Source organism: Priestia sp. 10L35, assembly GCF_056395685.1.
This window is the reverse complement of the sequence record NZ_JBFTKA010000004.1, coordinates 47580-63146: the sequence shown is the minus strand read 5'-3', so window position 1 is coordinate 63146 and position 15567 is coordinate 47580. Positions and strand designations below refer to the sequence as shown.

Genomic DNA, 15567 nt, shown 5'->3' with positions numbered 1-15567 from the left:
CTGGATAGAAAGGGTTGAAATGAGTTTATGTCGAAAATAGAAAATTCGTTTGTATCAGGCATAAAGATTGTGTTTACAGACCGGGATTTTCGAACGATTTTTATTTCATTATTTATTATTGGATTATCCGTTGGCGGCTTTATGCCTTATTTAACGGTTTGGGCAACAAATACATTGCATGCCACTTCTTTTCAAGCAGGATTTTTATTTGTGCCAATGAGCATTATTGGTTTAATCGTATCGTTTTATTTAGCTTCGTTATCAGACAAATGGGGGAAACGAAAGCCATTTATTATTTGGGCGTTACTGATTGGAACCATTTCAAGAGTGCCGTTAGCGTTTACGCATTCTTATACAATAGCACTCATTTTACTTGCTATAGGAGGGTTTAATGCGTTTTCTTTTTTCTTTGCCCTGCTGAATGATTTTATTGTTAAAAAGCAAGAAAGCAAATCGCAGGCAGGTACGATTACTGGTACCGTGCGAATGGCTTTTTCACAAGGCTATATTTTTGGACCTATGCTTGGCGCTTTAATTATTGACCACGGAGGGTATACTCTTTTATTTTTATTATCAGGGTTGTTATCGCTAGCAACTTTAGGGTGGGTTCTTTTTGCGCTTAAAGAAGACAGTATGCCTCAAACTTCAGCTCATGCATCTTCAAAAGCGCCAGCCGGTATACCTTCTATATTAATAGCTGTATTCGTAGCAGCTCTTTTCATTTTTGCGGGTGATTCCGGGCGTTCTATGTATTTGCCGCTCTACATAACGGATACGTTAAAACAATCCGTTTCGATTGTAGGGATTCTCTTTACCGTTACATCTGTTTTTGAGCTAGTATTTATGCCGTTAGGGGGCTATTTTTCTGATAAGATCGGAGTTAAACGATTCTTTATCATTGGAATTGCTTGCCAAGTGCTTTATTTTATTTTAACGAGCCTTCATTTACCGCTGAGTGGGTTAATTGTGCTTCAAGTATTTTATGCTTTTATTCTGTCCGCTACAATGGGAGTGGGAATGGTGTATGCTCAGTCACTGGCTCCGCGTCAAATTGGACTAGCCACAACGGCATATATGACGGCTATACAAACTTCAGCAGTTGTCAGCAGCTTAGCTATGGGGTCATTAGTCAGCGTGATTCCGCTGCCTTCTACTTTTTACATTTTAGCTGTTTTCGCGGTTATTTCAGGTGTGATGTTCCTGTTTATGAAGCAAAAATCAGCTGAGAAAATGAGTTGAAAAGAAAAGTTAAGAAGAGGTTGAGACATTACCAAATTAATTCAATCTAAAGGCGGACAAATAGTATACATGAGCTCGTATGGATTGCTTGTGCCACCGCAGTTGATTTCCGTACAAGTCTTCGCTTTCCGCGGGTGGCCGATGAGCCTCCTCGTCGTTTGCGCTCCTGCGGGGTCTGATCTGTTCCACTTTATAACAAAAAAACGAACCATTGATTAATGGTTCGTTTTTTTTACTTTCTCTAAAATATTTTTGCCCCAGCCTCTTTTTTATGAGGCTGTTTCTTGAATTTGTTCGCTGCGTGTTTTATTTAAAATTTTGCGGTAGCGGTAATTAACAAAAGCTGCCGCTGCCATACCTACTACTGAAAGCATCGCATCAAAAATAAAGATAATTGAAATATGTCCCGTTTTAGACATAAGCCCTGTTGCTAAAGGCAATAAAATAGCAGCTAGTCCAGCAGCCGTCGCTACAATTCCAGTAACCGTTCCTTTTTTGTTCCAGAAAAGCTCGGTCATAACAGTAATCGCTAATTGAAAGACTCCAGCCGTAGAAAATCCCATGAAAAAAGCAGCTGCAATTGCAATAGCAGGTACTTTAACAAAAAGAAGCGTAAGTACGGCTATAAGGGTAATCATCGGGTAAACGAGAATAACCGTTACAGGACGAAGCACTTTGCTTAATAATACAGCTAATACTAAAACAGAGATTAAAGCTCCGATGCTGTAGTAGCTTAAAAGGCGGACCGAGCTGCTTTCAGCCATACCTAATACTTGTTGACCATAAGTAGGGAGCCAAATTTGAGCCACCGTAAAAAGCGCTGTAGAAGTAAATCCAATCACAATAAGAGCAATTCCTTCTTGTTTCATTTTAGGAGCAGAGATAAATTTATTCTCTGCTGTATTTTGCTGTTGAACTGTACTCTGTTCGCGTTTATGATTGGGAAAAGACAGTTTGAACATAAAGATCATATTTAGTAAATAAATAAGAGCAGGAAGAAAAAAAGCATACCCATAAAACAAATCACGATCTGCAAAAAAGGCAATCATAAACGGCAGAAGTGCCGCTCCTGCAGAAATAAATGCTTTTACAAGAACACTGGCTGAGCCTGAAGATTTAGGAAAGACCTCAATCAAAGCAGGGTACGTTCCAGCATCCATAGCAGAGTTTGCAATACCAGCGATAATAGCAAAGATAAAGGCTGTTTGATAATTTGGCGATAATGGAATTCCTATTAAAAAAATCGCCATCGTCAGAGACGAAACAATAATCAAAGGCTTTCGTCCGACTTTATCAGACAAGACGCCTGATAGAGAATACGAAAGCAATTTTCCAATTCCGATAGCAGAAATGATATAGCTGATTCCAGCACCGTCGGTATTTAATTGTTTTGTCAAAAATGACATATTTGATGCAAGCATGATATTGACCATGCCCAGTAGAAAGTAGTTAATATACATACCTGAAGCTGACAGCATGTACTTATTTTTCATCGTTTACACATCCTTACGTAAAAAAGCTTATATGAAAGGGATAAAAGTAACCACCCGTTCCTCCTTTTTTCTTCGTTATTTATAAACCTACTTCCATGATAAGTTTATGAAGACATTACCTTTACCTTTTATCATTACCTTTATTTAGTCCTTTTTAGTATGTGACTAAATGCGTGCACCTACTGCTTCAAATCAATATGAAATCTATTCTAACATGTTTTTAGTGCTTTAAACCAAAAAAGTGATATTTTATAAAAAAATCCTGTCTTCTTTCGCGGCTTCACAAAAGAAACCCCACAAAAAATGTTTGTTTTAAAGCCAGGATGCACAAGAAGTGCCTCCCAATAGTGGTTATTAAAAAGGAGAAAAGGGTATTTATAAATTAAGGAAAAAGAAACAAAAGAAGAAAGGTGGAAACAATGAAACACAAAGTATTTTTTGATGCGCAATGTCCTTTATGTTACAACGTAAAAAAAATAATTAAAGCGCTGGACTGGACGAACCAAATTCAGTGGATTCCAGTTCAATACATTGAACGAACGGAGTATAGTTACTTAAAAGAAGAGGGAAGAGACTTATATGATCAAATTCATATGGTGACCAAAAAAGGGGAAGTTCTAGCAGGATTTGAAACGGTCAGACGGCTTTTAGCTGTTTTGCCTCTTACATTCCCAATAGGTGTGCTTTTGCATTTACCATTAATGAACAAAGCGTTTAGTCCGCTATACAAATGGGTTTCCACAAACCGATACGACTGGTTTGGACGCTACGATTCTCCGCGAACCACATAAACAAACAAAAGGGACAAGCTTTGAAAAAGCTTGTCCCTTTTGTTTTGAAGACATTATACTTTATACATACCTTAATTTTAAAAAAACGTTAATTTAGTGTGACTTAGACGCGTGAATTTTAGAAAAACAGCTATAGCTGAAAGGGAGAACCTATATGATAACAAAATGGACAGCTGAACGAATGCCCGGTGTAACGGGAAAAACAGCTCTTATAACGGGAGGAAACAGCGGTATTGGATTTGAAGCAGCAAGGGCTCTAGCAGCTCGCGGAGCAGAAATCATTCTTGCTGTGCGTAATGAGGAAAAAGGGAAAGAAGCTAAGAAGAGAATTAAAGCGGATAACGGAAATGCTAAAGTGACTATTATGTCATTAGATCTCAGTGACTTGAGCTCTATTCGGCATTTTGCTAATCAATTTCTTCAACAATACTCGTCTTTGGATCTTCTCATTAATAATGCAGGCGTGATGGTTCCGCCTCACAGCAAAACGAAAGACGGATTTGAACTGCAGTTTGGCTGTAATCATTTAGGACATTTTGCGCTTACGGGTTTGCTGCTTCCTTTACTAATGGCAACTCCACATTCAAGAGTCGTAACGGTAAGCAGTATAGCTGCTAATTCTGGAAAAATCTATTTTGATAATCTAGACGGGGAAAAAGGCTACAGTCCAATGAAGTTCTATAGGCAAAGTAAACTCGCCAACCTATTGTTTGCTAAAGAACTGCAAAACCGCTTAGAAGCAGCTGGATCGACGACAATTAGTGCTGCGGTACATCCGGGTATTTCAAATACTAACCTATTATCACGAGGTTCAGGTAAAGAGCCAAACGGCTTGCTGAAATTTTTAGTCAAGCTATTTAGTCAATCTGCAGAAATGGGCGCGCTGCCTACTCTTTATGCAGCCACTGAATCAATAGAAGGCGGTACATATATTGGGCCAGACGGAAAAGATGCTAAAAAAGGATATCCTGCAAAAGATAGAATGGGAGATGTTTTATTCAAACCGGACGTAGCTGAAAGGCTATGGAGCATATCGGAAGAATTAACAAAAGTGACATATATATTCAAGAAAAGATAAAAACCAGCGGCTATTGGTCGCTTTTTATCTTTTTTAAACTTAAACATTATAACGTTATATTTACTTATTTATTTCTTTATGTTATTCTACATTTGTAAGAACAGAAAAATAATTAATATTAGTGTAAGCGCCACCATAAGAGGAGTGAACGAAATGAAGAATCGGTTTCTATTAAGGAATGTCAAATCGGTCACTGAAAAAGAGTTTGATATTGTTATAGAAAATGGAAAAATCTCTGAGATAGCAAAAGCTGGTGAAGGAAAAGCACCGCTTGTTTATGATTACTCAGGAACCTACATATCCAGCGGATGGATTGATTTACATGTTCATGCGTTTCCAGATTTCGAACCATATGGAGATGAGATAGACGAGATAGGAGTGAAGCAAGGAGTAACAACACTAGTGGATGCAGGAAGCTGCGGTGCTGATCAAATAGCAGATTTAATTCAAAGCCAATATGCAGCAAAAACTAATTTGTTAGCGTTTTTAAACATTTCACATATTGGTTTAAAACGCACAGATGAGCTTTCAAATATGGACTGGCTAAAAGCGGAAAACATTTTTGAAGCCATGAAGGCATATAGAAACAATATTGTAGGTTTAAAAGCCCGTATAAGCAAAAGTGTAGTAGGTAAAAGCGGTATTGAGCCTTTATATTTTGCTCGAAAAATGTCTAGTAAAATTTCACTTCCATTAATGGTTCATGTCGGGTCTGGTCCTCCTGCTATTGAGGAAGTTGTTTCGATTCTAGAAAAAGGAGACATTATTACTCACTATTTGAATGGAAAAGCTAATAATCTATTTGATGATGAAGGAAAGCCGCTTCCACTCCTAATGGAGGCCATCCAACGAGGTGTTCATTTAGATGTAGGGCACGGAAATGCAAGTTTTTCGTTTCAAGTAGCAGAAGCTGCCAAAAAACATAATGTTAAATTCAATACAATTAGCACAGATATTTATCGGAAGAATCGACTAAATGGGCCTGTATACAGCTTAGCTCATGTATTATCTAAATTTCTTTATTTAGGATACAGCCTTGAAGAAGTAGTAAATGGCGTTACTGTTAATGCGGCAAAGTGGCTTAATAGACCGGAGCTAGGAAGGATACAAGTTGGAGACCGTGCCAATTTAACTCTTTTTACTATAGAAGACAAGCCTGTTCTGTTTGTTGATTCCGAAGGAGAGAAGAGAGAAGGTAAGCAAATAATTAAAGCAAAAGGAGTAGTTGTAAATGGAACGTTCATTGAATGCTAAATATGGCTTGAAACGAGTAATTAACGCGAGCGGTCGAATGAGTATTTTAGGTGTATCAGCACCGACTGATACAGTAATGGATGCAATGAAAAAAGGAGGACAAAATTACGTTGAAATCGCTGATTTAGTTGATAAAGCAGGCGATTATATTGCTGAGATCTTAGGAGCAGAAGCAGGTGTGGTTGTTAACTCAGCTTCAAGTGGAATTGCTCTCTCTGTAGCTGCTCTTGTTACACAGGGAAATCGCCGCAAGAGCGAGCGTCTTCATCAAGAAGAAATTCCTAAAAGAGAAATTATTATTCTGAAAGGTCATAACGTACAATACGGGGCACCAGTTGAAACAATGGTTTATTTAGGTGGAGGAAAGCTTATTGAAGTTGGCTACGCTAATGAAGGAAGAGCAACTCATATTGAAGAAGCGATTTCTGAAAACACAGCCGCCATTCTTTATGTGAAATCTCATCATACAGTTCAAAAAAATATGATCTCTGTGGAAGAAACGTGGGAAATTGCACAGGAAAACAATGTTCCGTTAATTGTGGATGCTGCCGCAGAAGAAAACCTTCAAAAATATGTAAAGTACTCAGACCTTGCAATCTACAGTGGCTCAAAAGCAATTGAAGGACCAACTTCTGGAATTGTTGGAGGTGAACGTAAATATATCGAATGGCTGAAAGTTCAACTACATTGTATTGGAAGAAGTATGAAAGTAGGAAAGGAAACAATATTTGGGTTACTTCAAGCACTTGATGAGTATGGAGAAAAGAAAGATAAAAGTGCAAAAGAAAAAGAGAGTTTACAAGCGCTACTGTCATTAAAAGACATAGAAGGCGTTAACGTAACAATTGTTCAAGATGAGGCAGGCCGAGCTATATTCCGTGCTAGAATTCAAATCATTCCAGAACAGGCTAATATAACTGCAGAAGAAGTTGTAAAAGAGTTGAGTGAAGGTGAAATTGCTATTTATACACGTGATTACGGGATAAGACAAGGATATTTTGACATCGACCCAAGACCTTTAAAGGGCGATGATATACATGTAATTGAGTCTAGAATACGCGAAATTGTAGGAGGAAACTGACATGTCAAACATTACAAAACGTTTTTATAAAGAGCGTGCAGCATTAAACGTATTAGCAAACAGTGTCGAAAATGCCAAAGAAGTATTTGAGGCTGCAGAAGGGCATGTATTAGTAGGCGTGTTATCCAAGGATTATTCTACTGTAGAAGAAGCAGTAAAAGCAATGAAAGAATACGGAAAGGAAATTGATGGAGCAGTATCAATTGGTTTAGGTGCTGGAGACAATCGTCAAGCAGCTGTAGTAGCAGAAATTGCAAAGAATTATGCTGGCAGCCATATTAATCAAGTATTTCCTGCTGTTGGAGCAACACGTGCTAATCTAGGTGAAAAGGATAGCTGGATTAATAGTTTAGTATCCCCAACCGGCAAAGTCGGCTACGTAAATATTTCGACTGGCCCAGTTAGCGCAGCGCATAATGAACAAGCTATTGTACCAGTCAAAACAGCTATTGCCCTAGTACGTGATATGGGAGGAAACGCGCTCAAGTATTTTCCTATGAAAGGGTTAAGCTATGAAGAGGAATTCCGAGCTGTGGCACACGCTTGCGGGGAAGAAGAATTCGCTTTAGAGCCAACTGGAGGAATTGATAAAGAAAACTTTGAAACAATTTTGCGTATTGCTTTGGAAGCCGACGTCCCAAAAATTATTCCGCATGTTTATTCGTCAATCATTGACCAGAAAACAGGAAAAACAAAAGTAAATGATGTACGTGAGCTCCTCGAAAAGATGAAAAAGTTAGTTGATCAGCATGGCTAAGAACTTTGCAGCATTTGGAGAGGTAATGATGCGTTTACAAGTACCAGGATATGAATTACTCTCTCAAGCTCATACATTAAGCTATTCGTTTTCTGGTACAGGGGTAAATGTAGCGGCGGGGTTGGCGAACTTCGGATATACGGGATATTTGATCACTGCTTTACCGGATAATGCTGTGGGAGATGCGGCTGTATCTTATCTTAAAAAGTTAGGTATTTCGCAGTCATTTATTAAACGCAGCGGAAAACATGTCGGTATGTATTTTTTAGAAAACGGATTTGGGTCCCGATCTAGCCGAGTTACATATACCAACCGTTCAGAAAGCAGCTTCAACAGAGCTCCTGAAGGCATATATGATTTTGAGAATATTGCGGAGAAAGTAGATGTGGTGCATTTTTGTGGAATCTCTCTAGCAATGAATGATTCCGTCCGATCCTATATGAAATCATTTGCCAAAGCGGTAAAAGAACGCGGTGGTATGGTCGTATTTGACTGTAACTACCGCCCGTCTCTATGGGGAGATGAAGGATATGAAAGCGCAAAACCTCATTATGAAGATATGCTGTACCTTGCAGATATCGTAATGATGAATGAACAAGATGCTATGCACATTCTTAAGATGGAAACAGAAGAAATAAGCAGAAGAAAGCAGCTGATGAAACTAATTCCAAAGGTAGCAAAGAAGTACGGTCTTTCTGTCGTAGCCGGTACGCACCGATCTATTAATAAGAACAATAAGCACTCTTTATGCGGTTTTATATATAAAAATCATACATTTACATTTTCTGATACGATTACTTTTTCTGTCTATGATAGAATAGGCGCAGGAGACGCCTATACAAGCGGCATTTTATATGGCGAGTTAGAGAGCTTTTCAGCAGAAAAGACTGTGGCATTCGCTGTAACAGCGGGAATGCTTGCTCATACAATCGTAGGCGATACTCCTATGTCATCCCAGTACGATATACAAAAAGCGATGACAGAATCAGTAGGCGATGTAGAAAGGTAGAGGATGTAATAGTGAACGTATCTCGAAAAAAAGGACCACTGTATTTACAAATAAAAAATATCTTAAAAGATCGAATTTTGCATGGCGTGTATCCCATTCAAACAAATATTCCTTCTGAGCCGCAGCTGGAAGAGGAATTTCAAGTAAGTAAAATTACGGTTCGAAATGCTATTAAAGAACTTGTGAAAGATGGATATTTAGAAACAAAAAGCGGTAAAGGAACAAGAGTTATTCGAAATACATCTATTTCAAGGCTCTCAAAAGGAAAACGCTTTACCGAAGTGTTGGTGGAAAAAGGGCATATCATTCAGAAAAAGTTGCTTGGGGCGGAGACAATTGAAAATGCACCAGAAACAACTTTATATACGCTGTTTGGTGAGCAATGTATTCAAATAGAACGTCTTTACTATTTAGATAATGAACCTTATATTCATTACACGCATTATTTAACCATGCAACGTATGGAAGGGATAGAATTAACACACTTAAATGCACAGTCGTTATACGATTTGATTGAAGAACAAGATATTACATTGGAGAAATTTCGAGATCAGTTTGCTGTTGCAAAAGCTGATTCTTATGTAGGCGAAAGACTGAATGTGCAGGCCGGAGAAGCGCTATTAAAGAGATCACGGTATTCATATGATGAAGAAGGAAATATCATCGAATACAGTGAGGGCTATTATAATACAGAGATGCAGCAATACATTGTGAATTACGATATTTAAGAAGTGCGAGAAGAATACATATTCTTTTCGTCTGAAAAATGAGAGCGTTTACTAAATGGGGGAAAAGAGGAATTTAGTATGGATATGTATCTATTGCTTGTGACATGCCTAGCAATTGTTATTGTTGTATTAGGAGTCTCTTGGTGGAAGTGGCATGCTTTTATTAGCTTAACCGTTGCCAGTTTATTTCTGGCTATTATGTCAGGGCTTTCGATGGACAAAATTGTGGGGGCTTATGAAACAGGAGTCGGCAGTGTTTTAGGTCACCTTGTTGGAATCTTGGCGCTTGGAACGATTTTAGGGAAAATGATGTCAGACTCAGGGGCTGGCATGCAGGTGGCGGAGTTTTTCATTAGGTTTTTTGGAATCAAAAAGTTGCCATGGGCGATGCTCTTTGCTGGTTTTATAATAGGTATTCCAGTTTTTTTTGAAGTTGGAATTGTTATTTTACTGCCGTTAGTGATTTCTATTCATAAAACAACAAGACAAAATATTCTATTAATTGCACTGCCTGTAATTGCAGGCCTATCGATTGTACATGGTCTTGTGCCCCCCCACCCGGGAGCGATGACAGCCATTGGAATATATAATGCAGACTTAGGAAAAGTTTTGCTCTATTCATTGATTATTGCTCTTCCAGCAGCAATAGTAGCAGGGCCTGTATTCGCAAAATGGGTGCATAAACGTGTGATTCCTGAAGGGGAACCTGAATTAATTCGTATCAGCACTTCATCTGAAAAATTACCTAACACAGGTATTTCATTTTTCATTATCTTATTACCTGTGTTATTAATGGTGTTATCTGTTATGGCTCCGTATATACCGCTTTCTAGCTTTTTAACTAAATTTTTTGTATTTATCGGCAGCCCTGTCATCGCACTTTTAATTTCTTGCTTTGCCGCATTTTATCTTTTGGGCATGCGTCAGGGAATGAAGAAAGATATAATTAAAAGATTAGTAGAAGAATCATTGCTTCCGGTTGGATCTATTATTTTAATTATTGGAGCTGGAGGGGGATTTAAACAAATTTTAATTGATAGCGGTGTAGGTACATCAATTGCTCAAATGTCTGAGCAAATATCGCTTTCTCCTATTGTCTTAGCATTTATGGTAGCAGGATTAATTCGTATTGCTACCGGATCGGCAACCGTTGCATTAACAACAGCTGCCGGCATTGTTTCACCAATCATTGTGCATATGTCTGGAGTCAATCTGGAACTGCTGGTTATTGCGACAGGAGCAGGATCACTAATGTTCTCTCATGTAAATGATGCAGGCTTTTGGCTAGTAAAAGAATATCTAGGTCTAACAGTAAAAGAGACGTTTAAAACATGGACGGTACTAGAAACACTGCTTTCGTTTATTGCTTTTGGAGGCGTTCTATTATTTGATGTTTTTATTTGAAAATTTCCTCCTTCTGATTATTTTGGAAGGAGGTTTACTAGTTGACTTGATATATAGTATTTGTAGAATAAGGAGGCAATGTATATGACCTGGTTAAAAGAAATACTTGGAACAGAAAAAGCTATTATTGCTATGTGTCACTTGTTACCGCTGCCTGGAGATCCATATTTTAATAGTGAAAAAGGTATGGACTATGTAGTAGAAATGGCAAGAAAGGATTTGCATGCTCTTCAAGAAGGCGAAGTAGATGCTATTATGTTTTCAAATGAGTTTAGCATGCCGTATTTAACGGATGTTAAAACAGAAACTGTAGCTGCGATGGCACGAATTATAGGTGAATTGATGTCGGAAATTAAAGTGCCCTTTGGAGTAAATGTATTGTGGGATGCTAAGAAATCTTTGGATTTAGCGGCTGCTACTGGTGCTAAGTTTGTTAGAGAAATTTTTACAGGCGTATATGCAAGTGATTTTGGTACTTGGAATACCAACGTTGGAGAAACAATTAGACATCAGCATCGAATTGGGGCCAAAAACGTTAAATTATTATATAATGTTGTTCCTGAATCTGCTGCGTATTTGGCTGAGCGGGAAATTGAAAGTATTGCTGCATCTACGGTATTTAACAATCGACCAGATGCACTATGTGTATCTGGATTAACAGCAGGGGCCAAGACGGATGTGCAGTTATTAATGCGCGTAAAGGAGGCTGTTCCTAATACAATTTTACTTGCTAATACAGGAGTTAATTTCACTAATTTCAAAGAACAGTTATCTATTGCTGATGGGGCAGTTGTAGGTACAACATTTAAATACGACGGTAAATTTGAAAACCATGTGGATGTTGACCGTGTAAAAAGATTTATGGACAAAGTAAAATTTTTTCGTGACAATCTTTAAACGACAAAAAGGGTAAAGGTGAATCAGTTAGCTTTTAGTTTTGATACGGATGCTGTAATTGTCCACAGTGCACCTGTATACCTCATCTGTAATAAAGACATATTTAAAAAGAGATAGCAATAGATGAGAATATACAGCTTAGTTTCATTGGAGTAATAGCTAAAAGAAAATGGACAATATTAAAAGAGAAATTTTCATTGATCCCGCCCAATCTGAAGAATACAAATTCTCTGTTTAATTAATTTTTATTATAGTGGTGATCTAATGAAAAATGAGCCTTTTCATATTAATTAGTATCTTAACTGTGCAAATCAAACGTAAGAAGCAGTTCTGTAATTAGAGCTGTTTTTTTATTGCCCAAAAGCTATAGGTCAGGGGGGAAATAAAAAACAGAATGTTGGATAGCATAATGATAAGTAAATGTACAATGAGTATGCTCTATTTTCAAAGAAACAGACGTACTCAACAAAGCTGAAGAAGCGGAGGGAAGTAACAGTGCCTGACAAACCTAGTATTACCTCAAGCGAAATTGGGACGCTGTGGATGACATATCAGCAGAAAACGTTAATTATTTGCTTGTTAGATTATATGATTGAACATGCGGATGATGAAGATGCTAAAACAATTATGACGGACTTGCGTGAGCAGCTCATTATATACATACGAAAAATAAAAACAATATTTGAAAAAGAAGGAGCGGTAGTGCCAACGGGGCTTTCATCTCAAGACGTAAATGTACAGGCTCCAAAACTATTTACTAACGGATTTGATATTATGTTTCTTCGTGTCATCAAAGAAATTAGTATGGGGATGTATACATTAAGTTTAGGCAAGGCCTACAGAGAAGATGTGGTGAAATTTTATCAAGATTTAACAAAAATTACGCAAGAGTGCTACGATTCCTGTACGCAGTACTTATTGAGAAAAGGAATTTTATCACGCCCACCCTATATTCCGATGCCAACTACCGTTGAGTTTGTTTCGGATAGAAAATATCTGAGCGGCTTAAATGTATTTGCGGACAAAAGAGTACTAAATACGATGGAGCTAGCGCAGATTTATCATGGAGTCGAAACAAACATTGTCGGGATGAAGTTAATGAAGGCTTTTTCTCAAACGGCTAAAGATACCGAAGTGAAAAAGCATTTTTTGAAAGGAAAAGAGCTTAGTAAAAAAATTATTACGCGACTTGAAGAAATAGTTATACAAGACGATATTTCACCTTCTGTTGCCTCAACAGGAAGCATAACGACTTCTGAAACGCCTGCTTTTTCGGATCGTTTGATGCTGACATGCGATATTTTACTAAGTAACTTCAGTATCGGAAGTCAGGCGTTTGGAGCAGCATTTAGTTTTCGAAGAGATATTGTGGCTAAAATGATGCTGATAGGAGAAGATGCGTTTCAATATGCAAGCGAAGCAACAGAAATTATGATCAAAAAAGGCTGGCTTGAAGTTCCGCCAAGTATTGATTAGCTAAAAGGAAAGCCTCTTTCATGCATTGTAAATGGAAGTTTATATATCTTTACACACCTTTAACCTTTTATTTAAGTTGATTTAACAGACTGCGTGTACAGTTAAGTTATGTCAATAATAAACAGTAAAGGGTGTAAACAATGAAAAAACGTGCAATTGGAGCGGCAGTATTATCAGCGGTAACTGTAGCAGCGCTGGCATTTGGAACAAATTCACCAACAGATGCTAAAGCAGCTAAAGGCGTAAATAACCAAAAAGCTAAAAATGTTATTCTTTTTGTTGGAGACGGTATGGGTACCGATCATCGTGATGCGATCCGACTGGCCGCCGTAGGAGCAAATGGAAAGTTAGCAATGGATGATATGCCGGCAGTAGGGAGAGTCCATACATCTTCAGGAAATTCATTTGTTACGGATTCTGCTGCAGCTGCTACAGCCATGGCTTCAGGAGTTAAAAGTTATAATGGCGCTATTGGCGTAAATATGAAAGGAAAGCCTGTTCAAACAGTTTTAGAAAAAGCAAAATTAGCTGGGAAAACGACGGGGCTTGTGACAACAAGTCAAGTAACAGACGCAACTCCAGCTGCTTTTGGCGCACATGTTAAAGATCGAAGTGCTCAAAGTGACATCGCGAAGCAGTATCTTGAAAACAGTAAGATAGATGTGATTCTAGGTGGCGGAGAAGATTATTGGTACACAAAAGGAAATGAAGGTGCACATCCAGATGCCCCGCCAGAAGATAAAACTGAAGGAAGCAAAGGAACGCAAGGAAACTTAGTAAACAAAGCACAAAAACTTGGGTATACATACGTTAATAACGAAAATGAATTAAAATATGCTAAAGGAACAAAATTGCTTGGTCTGCTTGCTAATGAAGAAATGTTTCAACAAGCTCCTGAAGGCCAAGATGATGTGTACAACCCTCAAGTATCTCTAAAAGACATGACAAAAAAAGCAATCAATACGCTATCACAAAATAAAAAAGGGTTCTTTCTTGTAGTAGAAGAGGAAGCCATTGATGAAATGGCTCATAATAATAATGCTGAACTCATGATTAAAGCAGGTAAGCAGCTTGATGATACGGTGAAGATGGCTAAAGCTTATGCTAAAACACACCCAGACACTCTCGTATTAGTAACAGCTGACCATGCAACCGGAGGTTTAGCACTTGAAAAAGTAGACAATAAAGATAACGGTGGAGATGAAGTATCAAAAGAAGATGGGCCATTTGCAATCGCTCATTCAAAAGAGCAGTTCGTTGCGGATTGGACAACTGAAGAGCATACGTCATCAGACGTTCCTTTAAGTGCAATGGGTGCCGGCTCAGAAAGATTTACTGGAGTATACGAAAATACGTATTTACATGATGCTCTTCTAAAAGCAATGAATTTAAAATAAGTGAGATAAAAGTACGGTGTTGATTTAATATACTTAGTATGTAAATCAACACCGTATTTTTTGCTTTGTGTGAGCAAGTTATGATGGAGTTTCTTCAAAGGTATGCTACGATAAGAATTATCTTGAATTGAAGAGGTGTCACGATGAAAATAGAAGTATGGTCAGATTTTGTCTGTCCTTTTTGTTATATTGGAAAGCGCCGATTAGAGCAAGCGCTTCAGCAATTTGCACACAAAGATGATGTGCAGGTTGAATTTAAAAGTTTCGAGCTAGATCCAAACGCCCCAGTTAATACTGGCAAAACAATTAATGAAGCTCTTGCTGCTAAATATGGAATGACGATTGAACAAGCGAAGCAAGCAAATGAAGGAATCGGACAGCAGGCAGCTAGTGTGGGCTTATCCTTTAATTTTGACGATATGAAGCCAACTAATACATTTGATGCTCACCGCTTAGCTAAATTTGCAAAAGCTCAAGGAAAAGAAGCAGCTATTACAGAAAAACTCTTATATGCATACTTTACTGAATCAAAACATCTAGGTGAAGAAGAGACGCTGGTTGCTGTTGCAGAAGATGCAGGTCTTGACCGAGAAGAAGCACGTCAAATTCTCGCGGATAAAAACGCATACGCAAATGAAGTGCGCAGTGATGAAGCAACGGCTCAGCAATATGGCATTAGCGGTGTTCCATATTTTGTTGTTAATCAAAAATATGCGATTTCAGGTGCACAGCCAGTCGAAACATTTGTAGGAGCTCTCCAACAAGTATGGAAAGAAGAAAATCCGACTCCGGCTTTGAAGAGCCTTTCTCCAGAAGGCGCAGATGATGCCTTTTGTGCAGATGGTCAATGTGCCGTTCCTGATTCCTCTAAAAACCAACAATAAATAAAAAGCAGAAGCGGAAATTCCGCTTCTGCTTTTTATTTATTTGCAAAAAAATTCACAAAAATACAAACATGTGTTC

At 38.1% G+C, this 15567-nt stretch carries 14 protein-coding genes; 13 read left to right on the top strand and 1 reads right to left on the bottom strand.

The features are described from left to right. Positions 1–27 precede the first annotated feature (27 nt). The gene (locus tag AC1DEF_RS15910) at positions 28–1239 is read left to right on the top strand and encodes an MFS transporter (RefSeq protein WP_097823930.1); all 1212 of its coding nucleotides are present in this window, start codon (positions 28–30) and stop codon (positions 1237–1239) included. A gap of 269 nt (positions 1240–1508) precedes the next feature. Here AC1DEF_RS15910 and AC1DEF_RS15905 read toward each other — a convergent pair whose 3' ends face one another. Then, positions 1509–2732, bottom strand: a complete 1224-nt coding sequence (locus tag AC1DEF_RS15905; protein ID WP_097823929.1) for an MFS transporter — start codon at positions 2730–2732, stop codon at positions 1509–1511. 419 nt (positions 2733–3151) lie between these two features. On the opposite strand from AC1DEF_RS15905, the gene AC1DEF_RS15900 reads away from it, so the two are divergent. From AC1DEF_RS15900 to AC1DEF_RS15845, 12 genes are all read left to right on the top strand, one after another. Further along, positions 3152–3523, top strand: a complete 372-nt coding sequence (locus tag AC1DEF_RS15900; protein ID WP_028408045.1) for a thiol-disulfide oxidoreductase DCC family protein — start codon at positions 3152–3154, stop codon at positions 3521–3523. 154 nt (positions 3524–3677) lie between these two features. Beyond that, complete coding sequence (locus AC1DEF_RS15895; RefSeq protein ID WP_043979342.1) at positions 3678–4601, top strand: oxidoreductase; 924 nt, start codon at positions 3678–3680, stop codon at positions 4599–4601. Between the two features lie 153 nt (positions 4602–4754). Then, a complete protein-coding gene (locus tag AC1DEF_RS15890) occupies positions 4755–5855 on the top strand; it encodes an amidohydrolase/deacetylase family metallohydrolase (RefSeq protein WP_097823928.1) in 1101 nt (366 codons plus the stop codon). After that, a complete protein-coding gene (locus tag AC1DEF_RS15885) occupies positions 5833–6936 on the top strand; it encodes a DgaE family pyridoxal phosphate-dependent ammonia lyase (RefSeq protein WP_097823927.1) in 1104 nt (367 codons plus the stop codon). Before AC1DEF_RS15890 ends, AC1DEF_RS15885 begins: the two co-directional genes overlap by 23 nt. A 1-nt stretch (position 6937) precedes the next feature. Continuing rightward, the gene (dagF, locus tag AC1DEF_RS15880) at positions 6938–7693 is read left to right on the top strand and encodes a 2-dehydro-3-deoxy-phosphogluconate aldolase (protein WP_043979334.1); all 756 of its coding nucleotides are present in this window, start codon (positions 6938–6940) and stop codon (positions 7691–7693) included. Then, positions 7686–8702, top strand: coding sequence for a sugar kinase (locus AC1DEF_RS15875; protein WP_097824376.1), 1017 nt, complete (start codon positions 7686–7688; stop codon positions 8700–8702). The genes dagF and AC1DEF_RS15875 overlap by 8 nt, the downstream gene beginning before the upstream one ends. 11 nt (positions 8703–8713) lie before the next feature. After that, positions 8714–9430 (top strand): GntR family transcriptional regulator, encoded by a 717-nt coding sequence (locus tag AC1DEF_RS15870; RefSeq protein ID WP_043979332.1) that lies wholly within the window; start codon positions 8714–8716, stop codon positions 9428–9430. Between the two features lie 78 nt (positions 9431–9508). Continuing rightward, complete coding sequence (locus AC1DEF_RS15865; RefSeq protein ID WP_043979330.1) at positions 9509–10834, top strand: GntP family permease; 1326 nt, start codon at positions 9509–9511, stop codon at positions 10832–10834. A gap of 84 nt (positions 10835–10918) precedes the next feature. After that, positions 10919–11731, top strand: a complete 813-nt coding sequence (locus tag AC1DEF_RS15860) for a BtpA/SgcQ family protein (protein ID WP_097823924.1) — start codon at positions 10919–10921, stop codon at positions 11729–11731. Between the two features lie 495 nt (positions 11732–12226). Then, positions 12227–13207 (top strand): DUF3231 family protein, encoded by a 981-nt coding sequence (locus AC1DEF_RS15855; RefSeq protein WP_097823923.1) that lies wholly within the window; start codon positions 12227–12229, stop codon positions 13205–13207. Positions 13208–13347: 140 nt separating this feature from the next. Then, positions 13348–14604: an alkaline phosphatase gene (locus AC1DEF_RS15850; RefSeq protein ID WP_097823922.1), complete on the top strand. Its 1257-nt coding sequence runs from the start codon at positions 13348–13350 to the stop codon at positions 14602–14604. A gap of 143 nt (positions 14605–14747) precedes the next feature. Next, a complete protein-coding gene (locus AC1DEF_RS15845) occupies positions 14748–15488 on the top strand; it encodes a DsbA family oxidoreductase (protein WP_097823921.1) in 741 nt (246 codons plus the stop codon). Positions 15489–15567: the final 79 nt, after the last annotated feature.